Raw genomic sequence first — 20,095 nt, forward strand, 5'->3', positions numbered from 1 at the left:
TCGGCGTGTACCGATTGCGAACGGCGTCACCTTTGCCAGCGCCCGCGGGATCTGACCCGAGACGCCACGACCACCAACACGCGAAGCTGTGCCCCCAACACGCGGCGTGTCAGTAGCTCAGCACCTGGCCCTGGATCTCGAGCACGCTGTCGACGCTGCCCGACCACACGACGCTCACGAGCCTGGCGGCCGTCGCCATCCGCACATGCGCGACTGAGTCGCTTGCCGGCCAAGCGGCCTCGTCGCCGACGTCCGTGACCAGCGGCAGATCGGGCCCGCTGAACCGTCGAATGTGCACACGCTGGGCTGGCGAGTCGCCCCACGCGAACGCGAAGTTGCCGTCTTCGAGGGCGATGACGTCGGGAGTTGGCAGGCTGAAGGTTGGGATCGAGTCCTGCAGCAGCCACGGCGCACCATCGAGCACCAGCCCGGGCTCGAGCAGCGCGGCCCAGGCCTGGCGGTTGTGGGTCACGCCCCCGCCCCAGGCCAGCGCGACGCGCCCATCCTCGCCGACCGCCACCTCCGGGTAGCCATAGCCCTGCGGGGCGAGGTTGAGCTTCACTGGCGCATCCTCGATCCACCCGAAATCGCTGCTGCGCAGCTCGAGGTCGCAATCGTTGGGATCCATGGGGTCGCACGCGAACCAGGCGACCACCGCGACGCCGTTGCGCTGGGTGATGGTGGCGTGCTTGGCCGGCCGCAGGGCAAAGTCCGGGTTGGCCCGAATCGCCGTCCCGAGCGGGATATTGAGCGAGTAGTTGTGGCGCCGCAACCACACCTCGCCGTCTTTCTCAAACACAAAGGTGGCGATGTTGCCGTCGAGCACGCCGTCGGCACGGAAGACGGTGTCCGGGCCTTGGTAGATCGACAGGTGCGAGGCTGAGGTGTTGGGGCCGCGTCGGATCGAGAACACGTCGGTGCTGGTGCTCATCGCGTTGAGCCCGTTGATCACCGCGAAGACGTCGTGGCTGTCGAGATCCTGGGTTGCGATCACGCCTCGCGCAGAATACGGGTCTGACTGGGTGACCTGGTCCGTCACCGGTATGCCCGTGCTGATCGGCGCGGCGAATTCGTCAAACCATCGCAGCCGGAACCCATCGCCGAACGACGAATAGAGGACCGCGAATACCCCATCTTGAAACATGGCGACATTGGGCGCGGCCGCGTGGCCGCCCTCGAAGTCGTCGAGTTGAGCGACGAACTCCGAGTGCGCGCAGAACCGGCAGCTGCCGCCACAGTCCGGGTTGCGCTCGTCACCATTCTTGACCCCGTCGGTGCAGGTCGCTGCCGCGCAGACCTCGGCGTCGCACACCGAGCTGTCACAGTCACCGCCAACGAGGCACGCGCCGCCCGGCTCGCACCCGCTGCAGCTGCCGCCGCAATCGACGTCGGTCTCGTCACCGTCGAGGATGCCGTTGTCGCAGTCGCCCGGATCGCCGTCGCTGTCGCTCGGGTCACCGTGGTCTAGATCGCCGTCGCCGGGATCGCCGTCGCCCGGATCACCGTCGCCGGAATCGCCATCGCCGGCATCACCGTCGCCGGGACCGCCCGCGTCGATCAGCGGGTTCGGGCCCAAGCACCCCATCACGCCGAAAGCTGCGCAAGCTCCGCTCAGCAACAGCTCTCTCAGACGCATGGTCACGGCAGCTTAGCCGTTGCGGTGCCTTGTAATCCAGCCATGTCCTCGAAAATCGGCGCGACGCTGCGGTCGGCGAAGGCGTGGCCCTCACATCCACCTGCGCCCCTCGGGCGCGTGCGGGTCCAGCTCGCGCGGGTGCGAGATCGACTTGCCCGCCGGCGGCTGAATCTCGATCGGCCGCGAGTGGGCAGCCTGCAGCCCGTCGTGAACGCACCCGCCAACCTGCTCGACGCGGGCGCCCTTGCGCAGCTTGTACTTGCGCTTGTGCTGCTCGACCTCGCTGCGCAACACCCACTCGACCTCCTCGAGCACACCGGCCAGCAGCGGCACATCGGCGGTCCAAAAGCACAGGTAGGCCGAGAAATCGACGTCGAAATTGAACTCGAACAGGCTCACGTCGAGGTCGGGGTGCTGGGGCGGCTGGGCGTGCCAGCTCTGCGCCGGGCCATCGGCGTTCTCAACCCAGATCTTGACCCCACACGCGAGGGTCTTGGCCGCGCCCAGCAGCGGGAGGTGGGGCTTGGGCTCGGCCGAGGACAGCACGGCCCTGGCCAGACTCCAGTTGGCCATGGTCGCCCCGCCGCTTCCGTCAACGACCGGCGCCGCGGCGCTCAGCGGCGGGTTCAGGAGCTCCCAGGTCGCGTCGCCGCGGCGGTGCAGGTGCAAGAACTTCGCGCGCATGACCCCGTCGGGGCCGTGGTAGGTGGCCTCGGAGTCCTCGCCGGTCAAGTTGTTGATCCAGCCGCCGTGGATCTTGTCGAGCCCAAGCTGGCCGTCGGCGCCGCCGCCGAGCAAGCGCACGCGGGTGCGGACGCGCATGGGCAGGTGGTTGCCCGCGTGGGTGAACACGGTGGGATCGCCGTCCTCGTCGAGCTCGAAGCGCACGCGCTTGGAGCTGAACTTGTGGCCGCGCTCGAGCACCTCAACGCCGACCATGACCACGTGAAAGCAGATGCAGGGGGCCTCGGGGTCGAACGCGTCGCCGCCCGCGGGATCGACGGAGGCGAGGACCCGAAAGCTTCCGATTGCGTCGGTCAACAGCGTGGCCTCGTGGGTGCCCGCCCGGCGTTGCAGCGTGGGCAGGGCGCGGGGCGAGGCCCGAATCACCTCGTCGTGATCGGTAAGACGTTCGACGCGCCAGACCACGCTGGCGGCCGCGGGCATGTTGACGGTGGCCCGCAGCAGGATCGGCTCAGCCAGGGCCCGGCAGGCGGGGTCCGCGGGCAGGCCGGCGTTGACGACCGTGCCCGCCAGCAAGGTCAGCGGCGGGTTGCCAGCGAGGGTGGTGTCGTTGCTGGTCGAGTGATGGTCCTGGCGCTGCGGCAGGTTCTCGTTGACGTCGGAGCCATGCAGAAGCCGACGGGTCTTGGGCGGCGTGGCCGGGAGGCTGAGGTCGACGCGGGTGATCTCGAAGCTGACCTTGTTGCGCGCGCCCTGGTTGTGCAGGCGCACCAGCCCGGGCGCGTTGGCGGCGTCGTCGGGGCCCCAGCAGGCCCACCCGCGCAGTCGCAGGATGCACAGCCCGCACAGGCGCGTGGCCTTGGGGTGGTAGTTCATCAAGCAGACGTCGTTGTCCTCGAACTCGAGCCCGTCGCTTGGCAGGTGGGCGCTGCTCTCGGCCCCGTTCTCGGGCGCCGCGTGAGCCAGGAACATCGCGTGGCCGATCTCGTGGGCGACGACGTAGGTGAAGCCCTTGAGCTGGTCCTGACCGGGTCCGTACTTTTCGTCCGCAGGCCCCGGCGCGTTCGCGTCGTAGGCCACGTAGACGGCGGCGCGGGACCGCGTGGAGGTGGGCGAGTGGGCGGCCCCGGCGAGCTGCTCGTCGTTGACCGAGGCCACGTGTTTGTAGAGGAAGGTGAAGGCCCCAGCGTCGCCAGCCCCGGGGTAGGCCGCGTCAATGTAGCGACGCTGGATCTTGGGCATCAGCTGGTTGGACGCAGACGCGACCGGCATGCCGTTCCAGGCCATGGTGTAGAACGCGGTCTGGTCGTCGGGGTTGGGCGCGCCCGCGACCGGGACCGCGCGGTAGTTGATCGCGTGCTCGCCGGTCTGGACGGCCTCGAACACGGTGTGGGCCGCAACCGCTGGGGCCAGAAGATCGCGGTACTTCTCCATCGCCCCGGCGTTGCCGGGGACCCCGAACACGTCCTGGATCGTGTCGTCGAAGGCCTGTTGCCAGGTCGGCCCGTCGACGATCCCAGCGTTAATCGCAAGGCGGACCCCGGCGGCGGCGTAGATCCGCTCGAGTCGCGACCTGGATGGCTGGGCGACGTTGGCGTGCTTGCGCAGCAGCGCGACGTCGACCTGACGCCAGACCTCGAACAACCCCGTGTGCGCCTGCAGCTCGTCGGCCACGGCGTCCGCGAGATCCGAAGCGTCGGCGGCAAACGGAAAGTCGCCGTGGGGTACGAAGTAGACCGAGACCCGGTAGCAGTCACCGGCCATGCGCGAGGGCTGAAACTGCACCCCCGTGCGCCCAGCCAGAACCCCGCTGGTCCGCGGCAAGCTGGTGGAAGCCCAGCGGCGCTGGTTGCAGCGCTGCACGTGAAAGGGGAACTGCTTGGGGATGACCGCGGCGGTGGCCGTGTCGTAGCCGGCGGCGACCGGATCTTGCTCGGGGAACACGAGCTTGGCCCCGGGCCCGCGCTTGCCCCCGTGCTCGACGTGGCAGTTGTCCGAGCCCCGCGGCGCGTCGCCGCTCTCGGCGTGCAGGGCCTTGTAGTAGTCGAGGCTGTCGCGCACGAATTCTTTGGTCGGGCGCTTCTCCTTGTCGAGCCAGGCGCTGTGCTTGGAGTCGCTGCGATCGCGCCAGTCCCACAAGAACCGGGCGCCGCTCAGGGCCCAGGGCGCGTCAGTTAGCACGCCGCTGGCCTTGACCAGGCGGATCCGAGCGAACAGGGGGATCAGCGGACCATCACCCCACAGGCCGGCGTGGCTGCGGTAGAGCGTGTCATTCTTGCCCTCGGCGAGCAGGTCGGTGGTGAACAGGTTGCTCGACAGCAGGATCTCGTGATCGTCGTCGACACCGTTTCGGTGAAGGTCGTCACAGATCGCCTTCTCGCGGGCGAGGACCTCCGCCACCGGGGCGGTCACGTCGTTGCGCTGCTCGACGATCGTGTCTTTGGCCACGGCCTGCTCCCAGTCGAGCACGACCTCGCCAATGAGCACGTCGAAGTAGGTCCAGGCCTCGGCCGTGAGGGTCTGGGCGGCGCCGCGACCGAACACGCGGAGCTTGAGCTTGTAGGGGGAGAACCCGGCGCTGACGCAGGGCTGCTCCCAACCCTGCGGGGCGACGTCAAAGCAGCCGTCCCAGCTCATCGAGCCCTGGTGACGATCCGCCTTGGGCCCGCGGCGATCGGCTTCGTCGCGCGCGACCGGGCGCAGCTCGTCGTCCTTCCAGCGCAGGGTCTGGCGCCAGATCGGCTTGGCCTTGCCAGTGATGAACAGCAGCAGCTCGGCCTTGCGGATGTTTTGAGGCCGGCGCAGGGTCCAGTGAATCGTGACCGCGTCGCCGCCTGACTTGTCAGCCGGGTTCGCTGGCAAAAAGTTCACCCGACCGTCGTCGTCGTGAGCGAGATCGTGCGCCTTGGACCCGGCGTAGCTGCGCGACCGTGCGCCTCCGACCTCGAGCTGCAACGACTCGATCGAGCAGGTGCGCAGCTTGGCGGTGTTCGACGCGTTGGCATCGCTCGCGCTGCGCTGCGCTGCCGCCACGAGCTTCCGCCGACGCTGTCGTTTGATGCGATCGTCGACGTAGTCGCCCGATCGGATACGCGAGGGATACTTCACCGTTTGTCCCGACATGGTAATGCCTCCCGCGTGCGCGCGCGACCCGAACCCGAGGACGGGTGTTGGTCCGCGCGAGCGTATGTGGCATACGTGGATGCGTATCGTCTCGTCGCGTCCGCCATGCCCAACCAGCACGTCGTCAAGCCCGGAGAGTGCCTGTCCAGCATCGCCCTGGACGCGGGCTTCTTCCCCGAGTCGATCTGGGACCACGAGGCCAACGCCGAGCTGCGCGAGGCCCGGGCCGGCAACGCCCACGCGCTCGTGGCCGGCGACGTCTTGACGATCCCCGACCTGTCTCGCCGCGAGCACAGCGTGGCGATCGACGCACAGCACAAGTTTCGCCGCAAGGGCGTCCCGGCGGTGTTTCGGGTCAAGCTCGAGATCGACGACGAGCCCCTGGCCAACGAGCCCTACCTGCTGCGCGTCGACGGCCTCCAAACGCGCGGGATCACCGACGGCGAGGGCCGGGTGTGCGAGACGATCTGGCCCGGCGCGCGCGAGGCCGTGGTCACGCTTGGCGAGGGCGACGACGCGATCGAGTTCGCCTTCGCGCTTGGCGAGCTCGACCCGGCAGACACCGAACGCGGCGCCCGTCAGCGGCTTGCGAGCCTTGGTCACGCCTGCGGCGAGGCCGATGAATTCGCCGACGACCTGCGGGCGTTTCAGGCGGCCGAAGCCCTGGCCGAGACCGGCGAGCTCGACGACGCCACGGTCGCCAAGCTGATCGAGCTTCACGACGGGCTGTGAGGCACGCCCGCCGGGTCGCGCGGCCTCTCGCCCCGCCCTCTCGCCCCGCCCTCTCGCCCCGCCCTCTCGCCCCGCCGCGCAGCCAAGCTGATAGCATCGGCCGCATGGACGCTACGCCCGACGAGGCTCTGGTAGACGCGTGGCGACTTGGCGACAAGCCGGCCGGTGCCCAGCTGTTCGATCGCTACTTCGTGCCGGTCAGCCGGTTCTTCCGCAACAAGCTGCCGGACCAGGCCGAGGACCTGATCCAGCAGACCTTCGCCGCCCTGCTCGAGGGCCGCGACCGCATGCGCACGAGCGCCAGCTTTCGCTCGTACCTGTTTGGCATCGCCCACAACCTGCTGCGCGCCCAGCTGCGAACGCTTGGGCGCGGGCGGGCGATCGATCCGCTCGAGAGCTCCTTCGCCGAGCTGGCCCCCAGCCCGAGCGCGCTGATTGGCGAGCGCGCGGAGCAACGACTGCTGCTCCACGCGCTGCGGAGGTTGCCGATCGAGCACCAGATCGCGCTCGAGCTGCACTACTGGGAGGGGCTGAACGCGGCCGAGATCGCCGAGATCATGGAAGTGCCACATTCAACGATGCGCTCGCGGCTGGGGCGGGCGCGGGAGCTGCTCGAGCGAATGATCGCCGAGCTGGCGGACAATCCTGGGCTGCTGCAGAGCACGCTCAACGGGCTCGATGCCTGGGCCCAGGAGGTCCGCGGACAGCTCACAGGAGCAGCGGCTCGATGATCGTCACTCTACCTCGACCGGGATCTTCTCGACACTGACCTCCGTCCGCTCCCTCGCGGCTCCAACGGTGACCGCACCGCTGGCTTCTGTTGACATGTTCTCTGGCGTGTAGGTTCCCCACTCGTATTTGAGCTTGCCGTCAGTCAACAAGGTCCACTTCACACCCGAGTTCTTGTTTGTGTAGAGTCCAACGCGCCCCCCCTGGTCGACACCAACGTATTTAGCCCCAGCTTGCCACACTTGCCAGCCGGGGTCCTCCGTCTTAGTGAATGTGAGAGCTTGGCCCTCGGCCACCAGACAGCACCAACCAGCATCATCGACGCCGATGAACTTTGCCGTGTCCTTGATCTTGACCTTGAATTTGGGAACAATAGTAGGGGAGATTTCGCTCGTTTGATTTGACATGATGTTCTCCGTGTCGCAGCACAGCCACATTGTGGCCGGGTAATGGGTGATTCAGTTCTCCAATATATCAGCGTGAATGTTCAGCGAGCCACGCTCGCGCCGCCTCAGCCTCGCGCTCGAGCCCGGTGGCCTCGAAGCCCTCCAGCGCGAGACTGGCCAGCTCGTTCGCGCGCCGCGGATCACCATTGACCGCCACCAGCGCCCGCGCGAGTCCAAACCGAAGCTCCGCGGCGTCCGTGTCTTGTGAGCCATCAACGAGCTCGAGCGCGCGCTCGAACGCCTCGATCGCCAGAGCCGCATCGCCCATCTCGAGCCACACGAGCCCCTGCCCGCGCAGCGGGCCCACGAGCTCGAAGTGATCCTCGGGCAGCGCGGCCGACAGCAGCTCGAGCGCGCGCTGGTACGAGATCATCGCTGCGTCGAGCTGACCGAGGGCCAATTGTGCCTCGCCAATGTTGGTGTGCAGCGACCCGATCTCCTGATGTGACTCACCGAGCACTTGCCGCTGAATCTCCAGTGATCGCTGGAATCCGACGATCGCCCCTTCGTAGTCCGCGGCGTGATATCGGCACACGGCGGCGGCGTTGAGCGCCGAGGCCGTCTCGTCATGGATCAGCCCAAGCTTGGTCTCGTAGATCGGGAGCAGCTCCTCGATCGTGGCGCAGCCCTGCTCGATCTCGCCAAGCCCAAACGCGAGATACGCCAGCGCAAAGCGGTCCCGCGCGACCTCGATCGACTCGCGGCCCCAGGTCGCTTCATCAATTGTGATCGCCGAGCGCAGGCGCTGCTTGGCCAGGTCGAACTCGCCAAGATCGGTGGCGATCATGCCAAGGTTGAATTCGATCCGCGCGGCCTCGGGCGCGCCTTGTCCCCAGGCTGCCGTGACGGCGCCCAGGCAGCCCTCGAGCTCGTCGCGCGCCGCTTCGTGGTCACCCTGGCGATACAGCGTCGTGCCAATGCCCACGCGCAGCAGGGCGCGCTGTCCCGCGTCGAGTCGACCCTCCGCCAGCGCATGGGCGCGCGCATGAGCGGTGATCGCCGCCGCGTAGTCACCGGCCTGTTCGGCGATGCGCGCCCGCGCGGACTGCAAATACACTTCTCGTGGATCGAGCGGTCGGTCAACGCGGTCGAGCGCGACCTGAGCCTCGTCAATGATCCAACGCTCGAGCCGCGGATCGGCAGCGTCGCCCGCGGCCGCGCGGGCAAGCTGCACGCGCAAGCTCGCATCGAGCTCGAACAGCTCGGCTCGCTCGGCGGCCAGCACGACCGCGCGCAGCTGCTCGAGACCTTCGGCGAGCTGGCCGCGCTCGATCGTGATCCTGGCCAGCAACGCCTTGGCCTCCAGCGCCAGCGGGGCGTGGCCAAGCGCCTCGCCAGCGGTCTTGGCCGTCCGCGCGAGCGCAGTCGCGTGATCGGGCCGCCCAACGTCGAGATCGACGCGAGCGCGCGCGAGCGACTCGTAGCCGGCTTCGAGCTCGGCCCGGTGGGCCGCGTCAACGACCGGCTCGGACCCAACGTCGAGCGCCGCGATGCTGCACGCGCCCAGGTCCGGCAGCTCCGCCAGCGCCTGACCAGCTCGCGCGACCACCTGCGCGTCGGCGGCCGAGAGCACCTCGACGAGCGCCCTCACCTGCCCGAGCTGGCGCGCGAAGCAGACCGTTCGCCGATCCAACATCTGCTCGGACTGCGTGCCCTCGATGCGCGTCGCCTGACAGCTGGCGGCTTGCTCCGCCAGCCAGCTCGAGGTCCACACATCGAGGCTGTTCACGACGCGTGCGCTCGACGGGCTGCCCTCGAGCGCCCGACGCAGGGCGAGCCGGCTGGCCTCGTCCCACACGCCAGCGAGGTGGGCGTCGTCGATCGTGCACAGCTCGGGCGCTCGCTCGCTCAGGCCGCCAGCGCCGATCCAAGCGCCCCCAAGCGCGACCGTGACCGCCACGACCGCGCGCCGTCGCGCGCGGCGACGCAGCGGCGCACGCTGCAGCTGATCGAGCAGGCTCCGCATGTCGGGCCAGCGCTGGGCCGGATCCCGCGCCAACCCACGCCGCACGATCGGCCACACCCAGCTCGGCGCCACGCCGCGTCGCGGAACCGCGGGCCGATCCTCGACCAACGCGAGCTCGCGCGCGCGCAGGTTGTTGGCGACGTGCGGCCGCGCCCCCCACAGACCTTCGTAGAGCGCGACACAAAACGAGAACTGATCGCTGCGCGCGTCGACAGGCTCGCCGCGCAGCTGCTCGAGCGGCATGTAGATCGGCGTGCCCATCACCGCCCCGCTCACACTCAGCCGATCGTCGAGCGTCGCCGGAGCCTCGCCGCTCTCGACCGAGATCTCGAGGCTGCGTTGCAGCGCCGGATCACTTGGGTTTGCGCTCACGCGGGCCAACCCAAAGTCAGCCACGCAGATGCGGCCGTCGTCACCGCGCAGCACGTTGTCGGGCTTGAAGTCGCGATGGGTCAGGCCGGCCGCGTGCGCGGCGACCAGGCCCTCGCCTGCGCGCAGGTAAGCCTCGAGCACCTGCTTCCAGTCGGGCGAGCGCTCGCGGATCCACGCGCCAAGGGTGCCGCCCTCGATGTACTCCATCGCCAAGAACAGGCGACCTTCGTGCTCGCCAACTTCATACACGTGCACGACGTTGGGGTGCGTCAGCTTGGCGAGCGCCCGCCCCTCGCGTCGCATTCGCTCGGCGAAGCGATCGTCGTGGCTGAGCTTGGCGTGGACGAGCTTGACGGCCAGCGGCCGGTCGAGCTGGTCGTCGTGGGCCAGGAACACCTCGCCCATGCCACCGCTGCCGAGCCGCCGGATCAGCCGATGCGGCCCGATCTGCACGACCGGAGCCTCGGTCTCGAACAGCCGGGCCTTGATGCTGTGGTAGAGGCGCGCGCCCTCGATGCTGGCCGCGTGCGGAGCTCGAGTGCTCGCCTCAGCGTCCATTTCGGGTTCGCGCGCCATCAGAAACTCCAATCGAGGAGTGTCGCCACCGAACAAAGTGACGACGCCTGCGCGAGAGTTTCTCATGTGGGGGCGTGCGCGCCGGCGAGAAGGGGGATCCGCTCGGAATCGTCATTCCGCGGACTTCCACCTGCAAATCCGTGCAGCTCCGTAGGCGGTCGAGGGCCCCCGAGCCCGTCCAAGGTGCTTCCGGCGCGGCAACCGTTGCAGCGGTTTCACCAGCGACATTGGATCCGATCTTCACCGCCGCTAGAGTGCGCCATCCCTTCCGCACGCGAACCCGCCAGTTCACAGCGCCCGACACGCGAGCGGAGGCCTCCCCATGCCACAGGAAACTGAGACTTCGAGTTCCCCCGCGCCAGCTCCCGCCCGCGAGGCCGCCAGCGCGCGCGCCCAGTGGGAGGCCAAGGCCACCAGCGAGCTCAGGGGTCGGCCGCTTGCGAGCCTGACCCGCGCGACCGCAGACGGCATCGCGGTGCCGCCCCTGTACCTGCGTGACAACGACGCCCGCGCGCCCCGGCAGCTCCCAAAAAATCCGTGGCTGAGCGTGCAGGAGTATCGCCACGCCGATCCCAAGGCGGCCAACGCCGCTGCCCGCCGCGACCTCGAGCTTGGCGCTGGCGGAGCGCGGTTCATCCTCGACAGCGAGCTGCAGGCGGGTCGGCAGCCAGGCGCGAAGCCAGACGGGCTCGTGTGTGACGCCTTCGAGCAGCTCGACCTTCTGCTCGACGGCATCGACCCCACGGCGACCCCGGTGTTCTTCGACGCCGGACTGCTCGCGCCCGTGTGGGCCGACGCGCTCGAGGAGTGGCTCGACACCCACAGCGAAGACGAAGGCCGGGCGATGACCGTCGAGCTTGGCCGCGGGCCCAGCTGCGGCGGCGTGATCTACGACCCGATCAGCGCGCTCGTCCACACGGGCAGCCTCGAGCAGAATTTCGAGGGCGCGCTCACCCGCCTGAGCGACGCGATCTTGGGCATGCGCACGGGGCTGCTCGGCGTCTCGACCTGTGGCTATCACGCCGCCGGGGCCAGCGACGCCGAAGAGCTCGCGCTCGCGCTCTCGACCTGCGCCGAGCTGCTCCGCCGCGGCGCGGGGCTTGGGCTCGAGATCGCGGACCTCGCCAGCGCGATGCTGTGGACCTTGCCGATCGCGGGTCGCCCGTTCGAGGCGATCGCCAAGCTCCGCGCGGCCCGAGTGGTGTGGGCCAAGTTCACGACCGCGGCTGGTCACCCACGCGCAGACCTGTGGATCCACGCGACCAGCTCGGCGCGCACGTGGACGCGACACGGGTCGTGGGTCAACCTGCTGCGCGGGACCGTGGGCAGCTTCGCGGCCGCAACCGGCGGCGCCAGTGCGATCGCAACCGCGGCGTTCGACGGCCTGTGCGGGCCCGAGCGCGACGAGGTGTTCGGGCTTGGTCGCGGCAGCGAGCTCGGGCGGCGGCTCGCGCTCAACACCCAGCTGATCCTGCGCGAGGAGGCCCACCTCGACCGCGTGATCGATCCGGCGGGTGGCAGCTGGTACGTCGAGTCGCTGACCGACGCGCTCGCGCGCACGGCTTGGAACCGGTTCCGCGAGCTCGAGCGCAGCGGTGGCTTGGTCGCCAACCTGTGCGCGGGGGCGATCCACCGCAGCATCGCCGCTTCGGCCGAGCGGCTGCGCGTCCAGGTCGCCACCCGCAAGCAGCCGATCACCGGGGTCAGCAGCTACCCCACGCTGGACGAACAACCCACGCCGCCGCAGCCCAGCAACGACGTGACGACCGACGGTGGCGATCAGGCCCGGCTGACCCCGGTCTTGGATCCCGCAGAGATCCCCAAGTTCACGCGCCTGCGCCTCGCGGCGCCGTTCGAGCGGCTGCGTGACGCCAGCGCGATCTGGGCGACAGCGCACGGCGCCCCGCCGCGGATCTACGCGTGCAACTTGGGCCCGATCGCGGGGCTGCAAGCGCGGGCCGACTTCGCCGCCAACAGCTTCCTCGCGGGCGGGATCCAGACCGTCGCCAGCGAGAGCTTTGCGACCGACGACCCCGCGCGCCTGTCCGCCGAGGCCGCCGCGGGTCTGCGCGCCAGCGGCTGCTCGCTCGCGCTGATCTGCGGGCAAGATCGTGACTACGCCCAGCTCGTCGCGCCGCTGCTGGTCTCGCTGCGCGCTGCGGGTGCCCAGACCGTGTGGATCGCCGGCCGCCCGCCCCAGGACCACGACTGGGGCCTCGATCCCGAGCTCCCCCCCCGCTACTTGTTCGCGGGCGGTGACTTGCTCGCGGAGCTCGAGCACGCGCTGACCAAGCTCGGCGTGCTCACAACCAGCGACCAGGAGCAGGCCTGACATGTCCGAGCCATCACTTCCCAAGTGGGCCACGCTCGAGTTCGACGCGATCGAGATCGCGCAGACGCCCCCAGATCCAACCCAGGCCACGCAACCGTGGACCACCCCCGAGGGCATCGAGGTCGCGCCGATCTATACCGCAGCGGATCTGCGCGAGCTCGAGGACGCTGGCGTGCTCGACACCGCGCCGGGCGTGCCGCCGTATCTGCGCGGGCCCTACGCGACCCTGTACGCGGTCCGGCCGTGGACGATCCGGCAGTACGCGGGCTTCTCCACCGCCGAGGCCAGCAACGCGTTTTATCGCCGCAACCTCGCAGCTGGGCAGAAGGGGCTGTCGATCGCGTTCGACCTTGCCACCCACCGCGGCTACGACAGCGATCATCCCCGCGTGGTCGGGGACGTGGGCATGGCCGGCGTCGCGATCGACTCGATCCTCGACATGCGGATCTTGTTCGACCGGATTCCGCTCGATCGCATGAGCGTGTCGATGACCATGAACGGCGCGGTGCTGCCGATCCTCGCGCTCTACATTGTCGCCGCCGAGGAGCAGGGTGTGGCCCAAGCCGCGCTGACTGGGACCATCCAAAACGATGTGCTCAAAGAGTTCATGGTCCGCAACACCTATATTTATCCGCCGGCGCCCTCAATGCGGATCATTGGTGACATCTTTGCGCACACGGCCGCGCACATGCCCAAATTCAACTCGATCTCGGTGTCGGGTTACCACATGCAAGAGGCCGGCGCGACGGCGGATCTCGAGCTCGCGTACACCCTGGCCGACGGGCTCGAGTACATTCGCACGGGCGTGGCCGCGGGCCTCGAGGTCGACGCATTCGTGCCGCGGATCTCGTTCTTTTGGGCGATCGGCATGAACTTCTTCATGGAGGTCGCCAAGCTCCGGGCCGCGCGATTGCTGTGGGCCGAGATCGTCGCGCGCTTCAACCCCAAAGATCCAAAGTCGCTGGCGCTGCGAACTCACTCGCAGACCTCGGGCTGGTCGCTGACGGCCCGCGACCCCTACAACAACGTCGCGCGAACCTGCGTCGAGGCGCTCGCGGCCACGCTCGGGCACACGCAGTCGCTGCACACCAACGCGTTCGACGAGGCCCTGGCGCTGCCCAGCGAGCTCTCGGCGCGGCTGGCTCGCAACACGCAAATTCAGCTGCAAGAAGAAACCGGGATCTGTGAGGTCGTCGATCCCTGGGGCGGCAGCTACTACGTCGAGCGCCTGACCCACGACCTGGCCGCCAAGGCCCGCGTGTTGATCGAAGAGATCGAGCAGATCGGCGGCATGGCCAAGGCGATCGAGGCCGGCGTGCCCAAGCTGCGCATCGAAGAGGCGGCCGCGCGTACCCAAGCGCGGATCGACAGCGGGCAGCAGGCGGTGATCGGCGTCAACCGCAACGTGCTCGCGCACGAGCCCGAGATCGAGGTCCGCCAGGTCGACAACAGCGCCGTGCGAGCGGCCCAGCTCGCGCGGCTCGAGCAGCTGCGATCCGAGCGGGACGAAGCGGCGCTCGAGCGCACGCTCGCGGCCCTGCGAAGCTGCGCCGAGACGGGTCAGGGCAACCTGCTGGCGGCGGCGATCGACGCCGCCCGAGCCAAGGCCACCGTCGGTGAGATCAGCCTGGCGCTCGAGCAGGTGTGGGGGCGCCACGTCGCGCAGACACGTACAATCGCGGGGGTGTACTCCAGCGAGCTTCGTGATGGGGGCAAGGGCGGCGCCTCTGGTGACAGCGAGATCGACCGGGTCCTGCAGCAGACCGCGGCGTTCGAGCAGCAAGAGGGCCGGAGGCCGCGCCTGCTGGTCGCCAAGATGGGCCAAGATGGCCACGACCGCGGCGCCAAGGTGATCGCGACTGGGTTCGCAGACATGGGCTTCGATGTCGATGTTGGCCCGCTGTTTCAGACCCCCGACGAGACCGCGCGGCAGGCCGTCGAGAACGACGTGCACGTGATCGGCGTCAGCTCGCTCGCGGCGGGTCACCTGACCTTGGTGCCCGCGCTGATGGCCGCGCTGGCCCAGCTTGGGCGGGCAGACATCATGATCGTGGTGGGCGGCGTGGTCCCGCCGGCCGACCATGCCGCGCTGCGCGAGCTGGGAGTGGCTGCGATCTTCGGGCCCGGCACCGTGCTCGCGCAGGCGGCCGCAACCGTGCTCGAGCAGCTGGCCACGCAGCTGGAGCTGACGCTTTGACGCCACGGCGCAGCATCGATGTTGCAGAGCTCGAGGCGGGTGTACGCGCCGGGGATCGCAGCGCGCTCGGGCGAGCGATCACGCTGATCGAGAGCGGCCTCGAGCGCGATCAAGTCCACGCCCGATCCCTGCTCGAGCGGATCTTGCCGCACACGGGCGCGGGGATCCGCGTGGGGATCACCGGCGTGCCGGGCGTTGGCAAGAGCACCTTCATCGAGACCCTTGGCCGCCAGCTCACCAGCAACGGCACCAAGGTCGCCGTGCTCGCCGTCGATCCCTCGAGCACCCGCAGCGGCGGCTCGATCCTGGGCGACAAGACCCGAATGCAAGAGCTGGCCCGCGATCCGCTCGCGTTCGTGCGGCCCTCACCCAGCCGTGGCTCCCTCGGCGGCGTGGCCCGGCGCACCCGCGAGGCGATCTTGCTGTGCGAGGCGGCCGGCTATGAGGTGGTGCTGGTCGAGACCGTGGGCGTTGGCCAGAGCGAGACCATGGTCGCGGGAATGGTCGATTGCTTCTTGGTCTTGATGCTCGCCGGGGCCGGGGACGAGCTACAGGGGATCAAGCGCGGGATCCTGGAATTGGCCGACTTGGTGACCATCAACAAAGCGGATGGTGACAACATGCAGAACGCCCGGCGTGCCCGCATGGAGTATGCGCGGGCGCTGCACTTGATGCCGCGCAAGAGCGCGCATTGGGATGTGCCGGTGTTGACCTGTTCGGGGATCAGCGGCGATGGCGTGGACGTGCTGTGGGCAGAGATCGAACGATTTCGGGCGGCGCTCACCGCCAGCGGGGAGTGGGAGCAGACCCGGGCGCAGCAGCGGGTTCAGGCGATGTGGCGGGCGATTGAGTGGGGTGTCATGCAGGTCTTCCGCGAGCACGGTGAGGTCGGCCAGCGCGTGGGTGCGGTGGAATTGGATGTACGCGACGGCCGCGTGGCGCCGGATCATGCGGCGGCGGAATTGCTGGCGGTGTTTCGTGGTGCGCGGGATTGAAGCCAACAGCCCGCTGCCCACGGTGAGCCCGTCCACGAAGACGTCCGCAAGCGAGCGAGGCCCCGAGCGTCGCCAGCGGCGTCGCTCCGGCCCACTCGAAGCGCGCTACTGGATCGGCGCGAGGGTACTTGGCTCCGCGTTGAGAACTGCCGCGTACGCCCCACGTCGAAGGGCGCGTTGACGAGCGCGAACGAACCATCGAGGGTACGCCTCGCGGTGGCTCGTCAACGGTGACGGGCAGCTCGTGAAGCTGGGCGGCTAACGCCCCCACCCGCTGACCGCAAGATCACGTCCGACCCGGGGTCGCGTCGTCGGGTGCGGTCGCACGGCTACGTGTGCCAATATTCGGTGAATGACCGACACATCCCAGTCCGCATTCGGCAGCGCTGACGCGGTTGCCAAGTACGCCGAGGGCCCGCGACGCAACGTCCCCGGCTACGCCAGTCTCGTGCCGATGACGCGGATTCTGCTGCAAGAGCGAGTGCCGGCGGACGGCCGGGTGCTGGTCGTTGGTGCGGGTGGAGGCCTGGAGTTGCAGGACTTCGCGCAAGCCAACCCAGGTTGGCAGTTCGACGGCGTCGACCCGAGCGCGCCGATGCTGGACCTCGCAACGCGTCACCTGGGCCCGTTGTCGTCGAGGGTGACGCTGCACGAGGGATACGTTCAAGACGCGCCGGTGGGGCCGTTCGACGCAGCAACATGCCTGCTGACCTTCCACTTCGTGCCGCTCGAGCAGCGCGTGCCCATGGCGACAGAGATCCGTCGCCGCCTGAAGCCCGGTGCTCCCTTTGTGGCTGCGCACCTGAGCATCGAGAACAGCGAAGGTGCGCGCGACCTCGGGATGTCGCGGTATGCAGCTTTCCTGGTCGCGTCGGGTGTCGAGCCGCACAGGGCGGCTGCGGCACGGGAAAAGGTAGCGCGGGAGTTGCCGATCCTGACGCCAGCGCAGGACGAGGCCATCCTCTACGAGGCAGGGTTTGGCGAGGTTCAGCTCTTCTATGTTGGATTCACGTTCCGTGGCTGGGTGGCCTACGCGTGAGGCTATCTCGTCGCCTCGCGCCGGATTCTTCGTCGAGGGCAGTGACCAGCTTCGTCAGCGTGATCGAGCAGGCGCGCTGCGGAGGCCCGCCGCCGCGCGCAGTTGCACCTGCACGCCGAGCTGTTCGAGCGCCGCCGCGAGAGCCGTGTGAAGCGTAGCGAAGGTCCGAAACCCCCGACCGCTTGGAACATCGCCCCCAACAGCGACCAGCGTGGTGGCGACGCCCGGCGAGATGCCGCAGACAAAGCAAGTACAACCCAGCAGCCCCAGCGCACGGATCAGCGCCATCAAGTGACCCGCAGAGCTCGCGTCGATGGTGTCGACCCCGGTGAGATCGATCAGCGCATAGCGAGCCCGCTTCTGGGTGACGGCGTCGAGCATGCGCGCGGTCATGCTCGTGGCCTGCGTGTGGCTGATGCGGCCAACGACGGGCAACGCCAGGACCTGGTCCCAGACCTGGATGATCGGGGTTGACAGCTCCTGGATCTCTCGTTGTTGCGATGTGATGAGCTCGAGCTTGTCCCGAATGGTCTCGGTCGAATTCAAGGCCTCGCGCCACGGGGCCGCTTCGGCGCCCCAGGAGTTGACCGGACGCAGCTCCCACGAACAATGTGGATCGCCGCACGCGATGCACTCACGCTCGATCGCCAGCAGCGGCGCGCCAAAGAACGCGGTGCCCCAGCCGCTCGCGTATCCGAGCAGCGAGTAGCACACGGGCTCGCGAGCGGAGCCAAGGCTCCGCAGGTGGACCTCGGCCTCGTAGGAGTTTTTCCAGAGACCCCGAAACAGGAAGTGGCCGCTCGCGCGGTCATAGCTCATCTCGAGCGGCTCGACTTTCACGAGGCCTTCCCATTCATGCATCCGCGGTCCAGCGCCGAGGCGGTCGACCTCTTTGTCCCACGTGTACATCGTGCTGAGCGCGTCGTAGTCGCCGTAGCCGCATTGATAGCCGAACTGCATCAACGCTGCGCGTGCCAGCGTGGTGCCGAGCTTGGCGTCGAGCACCTGGTGCAGCAGCGAGAACGCCTCTTGCCGAAACAACAGCATGCGCTCCTGACCGAGCAGGAGCTTGCCATCTTGCGGTGCGAACTCGAGCGCGGTTGCCAAATTGAGATCCGCGAGCTGCATCGGGATGCATCATAGCAAACGGACTCAACCCCCGTCCCTTCTCGCAATCCAACACGCACGCACCGATCGAACATGTTGGTCGACAGCGGGGCGGGATCGAACCTCCTCGAGCTGCAATCTCTGCGGCTGACGCAAAGATCGCGCGACGTGTCGCAGCAAAGGGTGATAGACGAACCGGCCAATGCCGCTCGAGCTCCCCGAGCCGGTCGAGGCCAAGATTCCGGCGAAGTTTGCCGTACCCCTAGAGCGCCGATCAGTTTGGAGTCGCGTCGTCAGGTGCGTCTGGGGCCGTTCCTGCCTAGGAGGGAGGCCGAAGCTGTATCCGGCATACTGCGAGCGCCGACCGACAACGGCAGGAGCGGCCCCAGATGTGCCTGGCGTCGTGAATTCAAACTGATTGGCGCTCTAGGCTGCCGAACGATTGCCGCTCCGGGCCCACGCGGCGCAGCGCAGCTCTCACGGGCAGGTCTGCGTGACCGCGCCCGCGAACAGCTTCAGATCTCGAATCACCGCATCGGCGCCCTTGTAAGACCACAGCACCACATACGGTCCGCCCATTGGGCTATACGAGATCGAGTGCAGCGGCGAATTGCCGCAGTCGTCATCTTGCAGCGCGATATCGGTGATGTCCCAGACATTGACCGACATGGGCTCGGCGCCGCCGCCGGGTGGGGCCTGCTCGATCGGATCCGCCCCGCCGGCGCTGGCGTCGATGATCGGGAGCGTGACGAGCTCGAGCGACCCGACGTCAACGGCGGTATTGAGCGCGCAGCCCATGTCGTTGAGCGCGATCGTGAGATACATGAAGTTGGTCGTGAAGCTCCCGCCGACCATGTCGTAGTCGGCGTAGAGGTAGATGCGCTCGTCGCCGCCGATCCCCGACTGCATCACCGTGAGCTCGAGGCTGTCCATCTCGGGGATCGGATCCGGGAATGGGCCGGACGCCCCGAGCACGCGCTGAAGCTCGACGCTGCTCTGCGGATCTGGGCACCCGTCGCCGTCGCCATCGCCGTCGCCGTCGCCGTCGCCGTCCCCATCGCCGTCGCCGTCGCCATCGCCGTCGCCGTCGCCATCACCCTCGCCGGTCTCTTGCGTGGTCGCGTCGGCCATGGGCTCGCCGTCGTCACTCGTACAAGACAGGATCAACCCCAGGGCGAGGATCGGGGCGTGGACGGTGTGGACGGTGCGAACGCTGCAAGTGAGCATCCGTCATGATCGGGTCCGATCCCACGTCATGTCCACCCCACGGCATGATTTGATCGAGTCGAAGCAGCCGTGGGCCGGGCCGTGGGTCGGGGGCCCGTGACATCAGCCCAGGTCCTGGCATGCTGCGCGCGATGCTCGACCCCGTCCTCTCCAACGCGGTGCTCGGCTGCACGGCCGTCGCCGCGAGCTGCTGGCTGCTCTCGATCGTCACCCGCGAGTACTCGTGGGTCGACCGGATCTGGTCGATCACGCCGGTCGCCTACGTCACGTACTTTGCGTGGGCGAGCGGCTGGACCCCGCGATTGGTCCTGCTCGCCGCGCTGGTGCTGTGCTGGGGTGCGCGGCTCACCTTCAACTTCGCGCGCAAGGGCGGCTACGCGCCGGGCGGCGAAGACTACCGGTGGGCGGCGCTGCAAAAGGGCATGAGCCCCAGGGCGTTTCAGCTGTTCAACCTGGTGTTCATCGCCGGCTTTCAAAACGCGCTGTTGCTGCTGCTCAGCCTCCCGGCTTGGGCGGCTGCAAAGCAGTCCGCGCCGCTCGACTGGATCGACGGCGCGCTGGCGCTGGCGTTCTTGGGGCTGCTCGGGCTCGAGACCCTGGCCGACCAGCAACAGTGGCGGTTTCAAACCACCAAGCGGGCGGCGCTCGAGCGTGGTGAGAACCCCCCGCCGTTCCTGACCACGGGGCTGTTCCGCTACTCGCGACACCCCAATTTCTTCGCCGAGCAAGCGCTGTGGTGGGTTGTCGCGGCCTTCGCCCTCGCGGCGGGCTCGCGCGAGTGGGCGGCGATCTTCACCGGGCCGATCGTCCTCGTCGCCCTATTCTACGGCTCCACAGGCTTCACCGAGGCCCTGTCGCTGCGCAAGTACCCGAGCTACGCCGACTACCAGCGCACAACTTCAAAGCTGATCCCCTGGTGGCCGCGCGGCTGATC

At 68.5% G+C, this 20,095-nt stretch carries 13 protein-coding genes; 7 read left to right on the forward strand and 6 right to left on the reverse strand.

Annotated features, from left to right (window positions below; all coding sequences use genetic code 11):
* Positions 1-109: 109 nt before the first annotated feature.
* Both DB30_RS16060 and DB30_RS16065 read right to left on the reverse strand, forming a co-directional pair.
* Positions 110-1,636: a hypothetical protein gene (locus DB30_RS16060; protein ID WP_146659161.1), complete on the reverse strand. Its 1,527-nt coding sequence runs from the start codon at positions 1,634-1,636 to the stop codon at positions 110-112.
* A 90-nt stretch (positions 1,637-1,726) separates the two neighbouring features.
* Positions 1,727-5,443 carry a hypothetical protein gene (locus DB30_RS16065; protein WP_052549797.1) on the reverse strand — a complete coding sequence of 1,239 codons (3,717 nt, stop codon included), beginning with the start codon at positions 5,441-5,443 and terminating at the stop codon, positions 1,727-1,729.
* A 105-nt stretch (positions 5,444-5,548) separates the two neighbouring features.
* On the opposite strand from DB30_RS16065, the gene DB30_RS16070 reads away from it, so the two are divergent.
* Both DB30_RS16070 and DB30_RS16075 read left to right on the forward strand, forming a co-directional pair.
* Positions 5,549-6,175 carry a peptidoglycan-binding domain-containing protein gene (locus DB30_RS16070; RefSeq protein WP_052549799.1) on the forward strand — a complete coding sequence of 209 codons (627 nt, stop codon included), beginning with the start codon at positions 5,549-5,551 and terminating at the stop codon, positions 6,173-6,175.
* Positions 6,176-6,279: 104 nt separating this feature from the next.
* Positions 6,280-6,906 (forward strand): RNA polymerase sigma factor, encoded by a 627-nt coding sequence (locus DB30_RS16075; RefSeq protein ID WP_052549802.1) that lies wholly within the window; start codon positions 6,280-6,282, stop codon positions 6,904-6,906.
* Positions 6,907-6,909: 3 nt separating this feature from the next.
* Here DB30_RS16075 and DB30_RS16080 read toward each other — a convergent pair whose 3' ends face one another.
* Positions 6,910-7,311 (reverse strand): hypothetical protein, encoded by a 402-nt coding sequence (locus DB30_RS16080; RefSeq protein ID WP_146659163.1) that lies wholly within the window; start codon positions 7,309-7,311, stop codon positions 6,910-6,912.
* 67 nt (positions 7,312-7,378) lie between these two features.
* Complete coding sequence (locus DB30_RS16085; RefSeq protein ID WP_165703797.1) at positions 7,379-10,264, reverse strand: serine/threonine-protein kinase; 2,886 nt, start codon at positions 10,262-10,264, stop codon at positions 7,379-7,381.
* A 322-nt stretch (positions 10,265-10,586) separates the two neighbouring features.
* On the opposite strand from DB30_RS16085, the gene DB30_RS16090 reads away from it, so the two are divergent.
* The 4 genes from DB30_RS16090 to DB30_RS16105 all read left to right on the forward strand — a co-directional run bounded on the left by DB30_RS16090 (position 10,587) and on the right by DB30_RS16105 (position 16,827).
* Positions 10,587-12,596 carry a methylmalonyl-CoA mutase family protein gene (locus DB30_RS16090; protein WP_052549807.1) on the forward strand — a complete coding sequence of 670 codons (2,010 nt, stop codon included), beginning with the start codon at positions 10,587-10,589 and terminating at the stop codon, positions 12,594-12,596.
* A 1-nt stretch (position 12,597) separates the two neighbouring features.
* Positions 12,598-14,793 (forward strand): methylmalonyl-CoA mutase, encoded by a 2,196-nt coding sequence (gene scpA, locus DB30_RS16095; protein ID WP_052549809.1) that lies wholly within the window; start codon positions 12,598-12,600, stop codon positions 14,791-14,793.
* Complete coding sequence (gene meaB, locus DB30_RS16100; protein ID WP_052549810.1) at positions 14,790-15,788, forward strand: methylmalonyl Co-A mutase-associated GTPase MeaB; 999 nt, start codon at positions 14,790-14,792, stop codon at positions 15,786-15,788. Before scpA ends, meaB begins: the two co-directional genes overlap by 4 nt.
* A 352-nt stretch (positions 15,789-16,140) precedes the next feature.
* Complete coding sequence (locus DB30_RS16105; protein WP_052549812.1) at positions 16,141-16,827, forward strand: class I SAM-dependent methyltransferase; 687 nt, start codon at positions 16,141-16,143, stop codon at positions 16,825-16,827.
* Positions 16,828-16,881: 54 nt separating this feature from the next.
* Here the strand turns inward: DB30_RS16105 and DB30_RS16110 are convergent, their stop codons facing one another.
* The gene (locus DB30_RS16110) at positions 16,882-17,955 is read right to left on the reverse strand and encodes a XylR N-terminal domain-containing protein (protein ID WP_052549814.1); all 1,074 of its coding nucleotides are present in this window, start codon (positions 17,953-17,955) and stop codon (positions 16,882-16,884) included.
* Positions 17,956-18,411: 456 nt separating this feature from the next.
* Positions 18,412-19,161, reverse strand: coding sequence for a hypothetical protein (locus tag DB30_RS41475; protein ID WP_052549816.1), 750 nt, complete (start codon positions 19,159-19,161; stop codon positions 18,412-18,414).
* Positions 19,162-19,292: 131 nt separating this feature from the next.
* Here DB30_RS41475 and DB30_RS16120 point away from each other — a divergent pair, with 131 nt between their 5' ends.
* Positions 19,293-20,093: a DUF1295 domain-containing protein gene (locus DB30_RS16120; protein ID WP_052549885.1), complete on the forward strand. Its 801-nt coding sequence runs from the start codon at positions 19,293-19,295 to the stop codon at positions 20,091-20,093.
* Positions 20,094-20,095: the final 2 nt, after the last annotated feature.

Origin of the sequence: Enhygromyxa salina (assembly GCF_000737335.2) — a bacterium.
GTDB lineage: Bacteria > Myxococcota_A > Polyangia > Nannocystales > Nannocystaceae > Plesiocystis > Plesiocystis salina_C.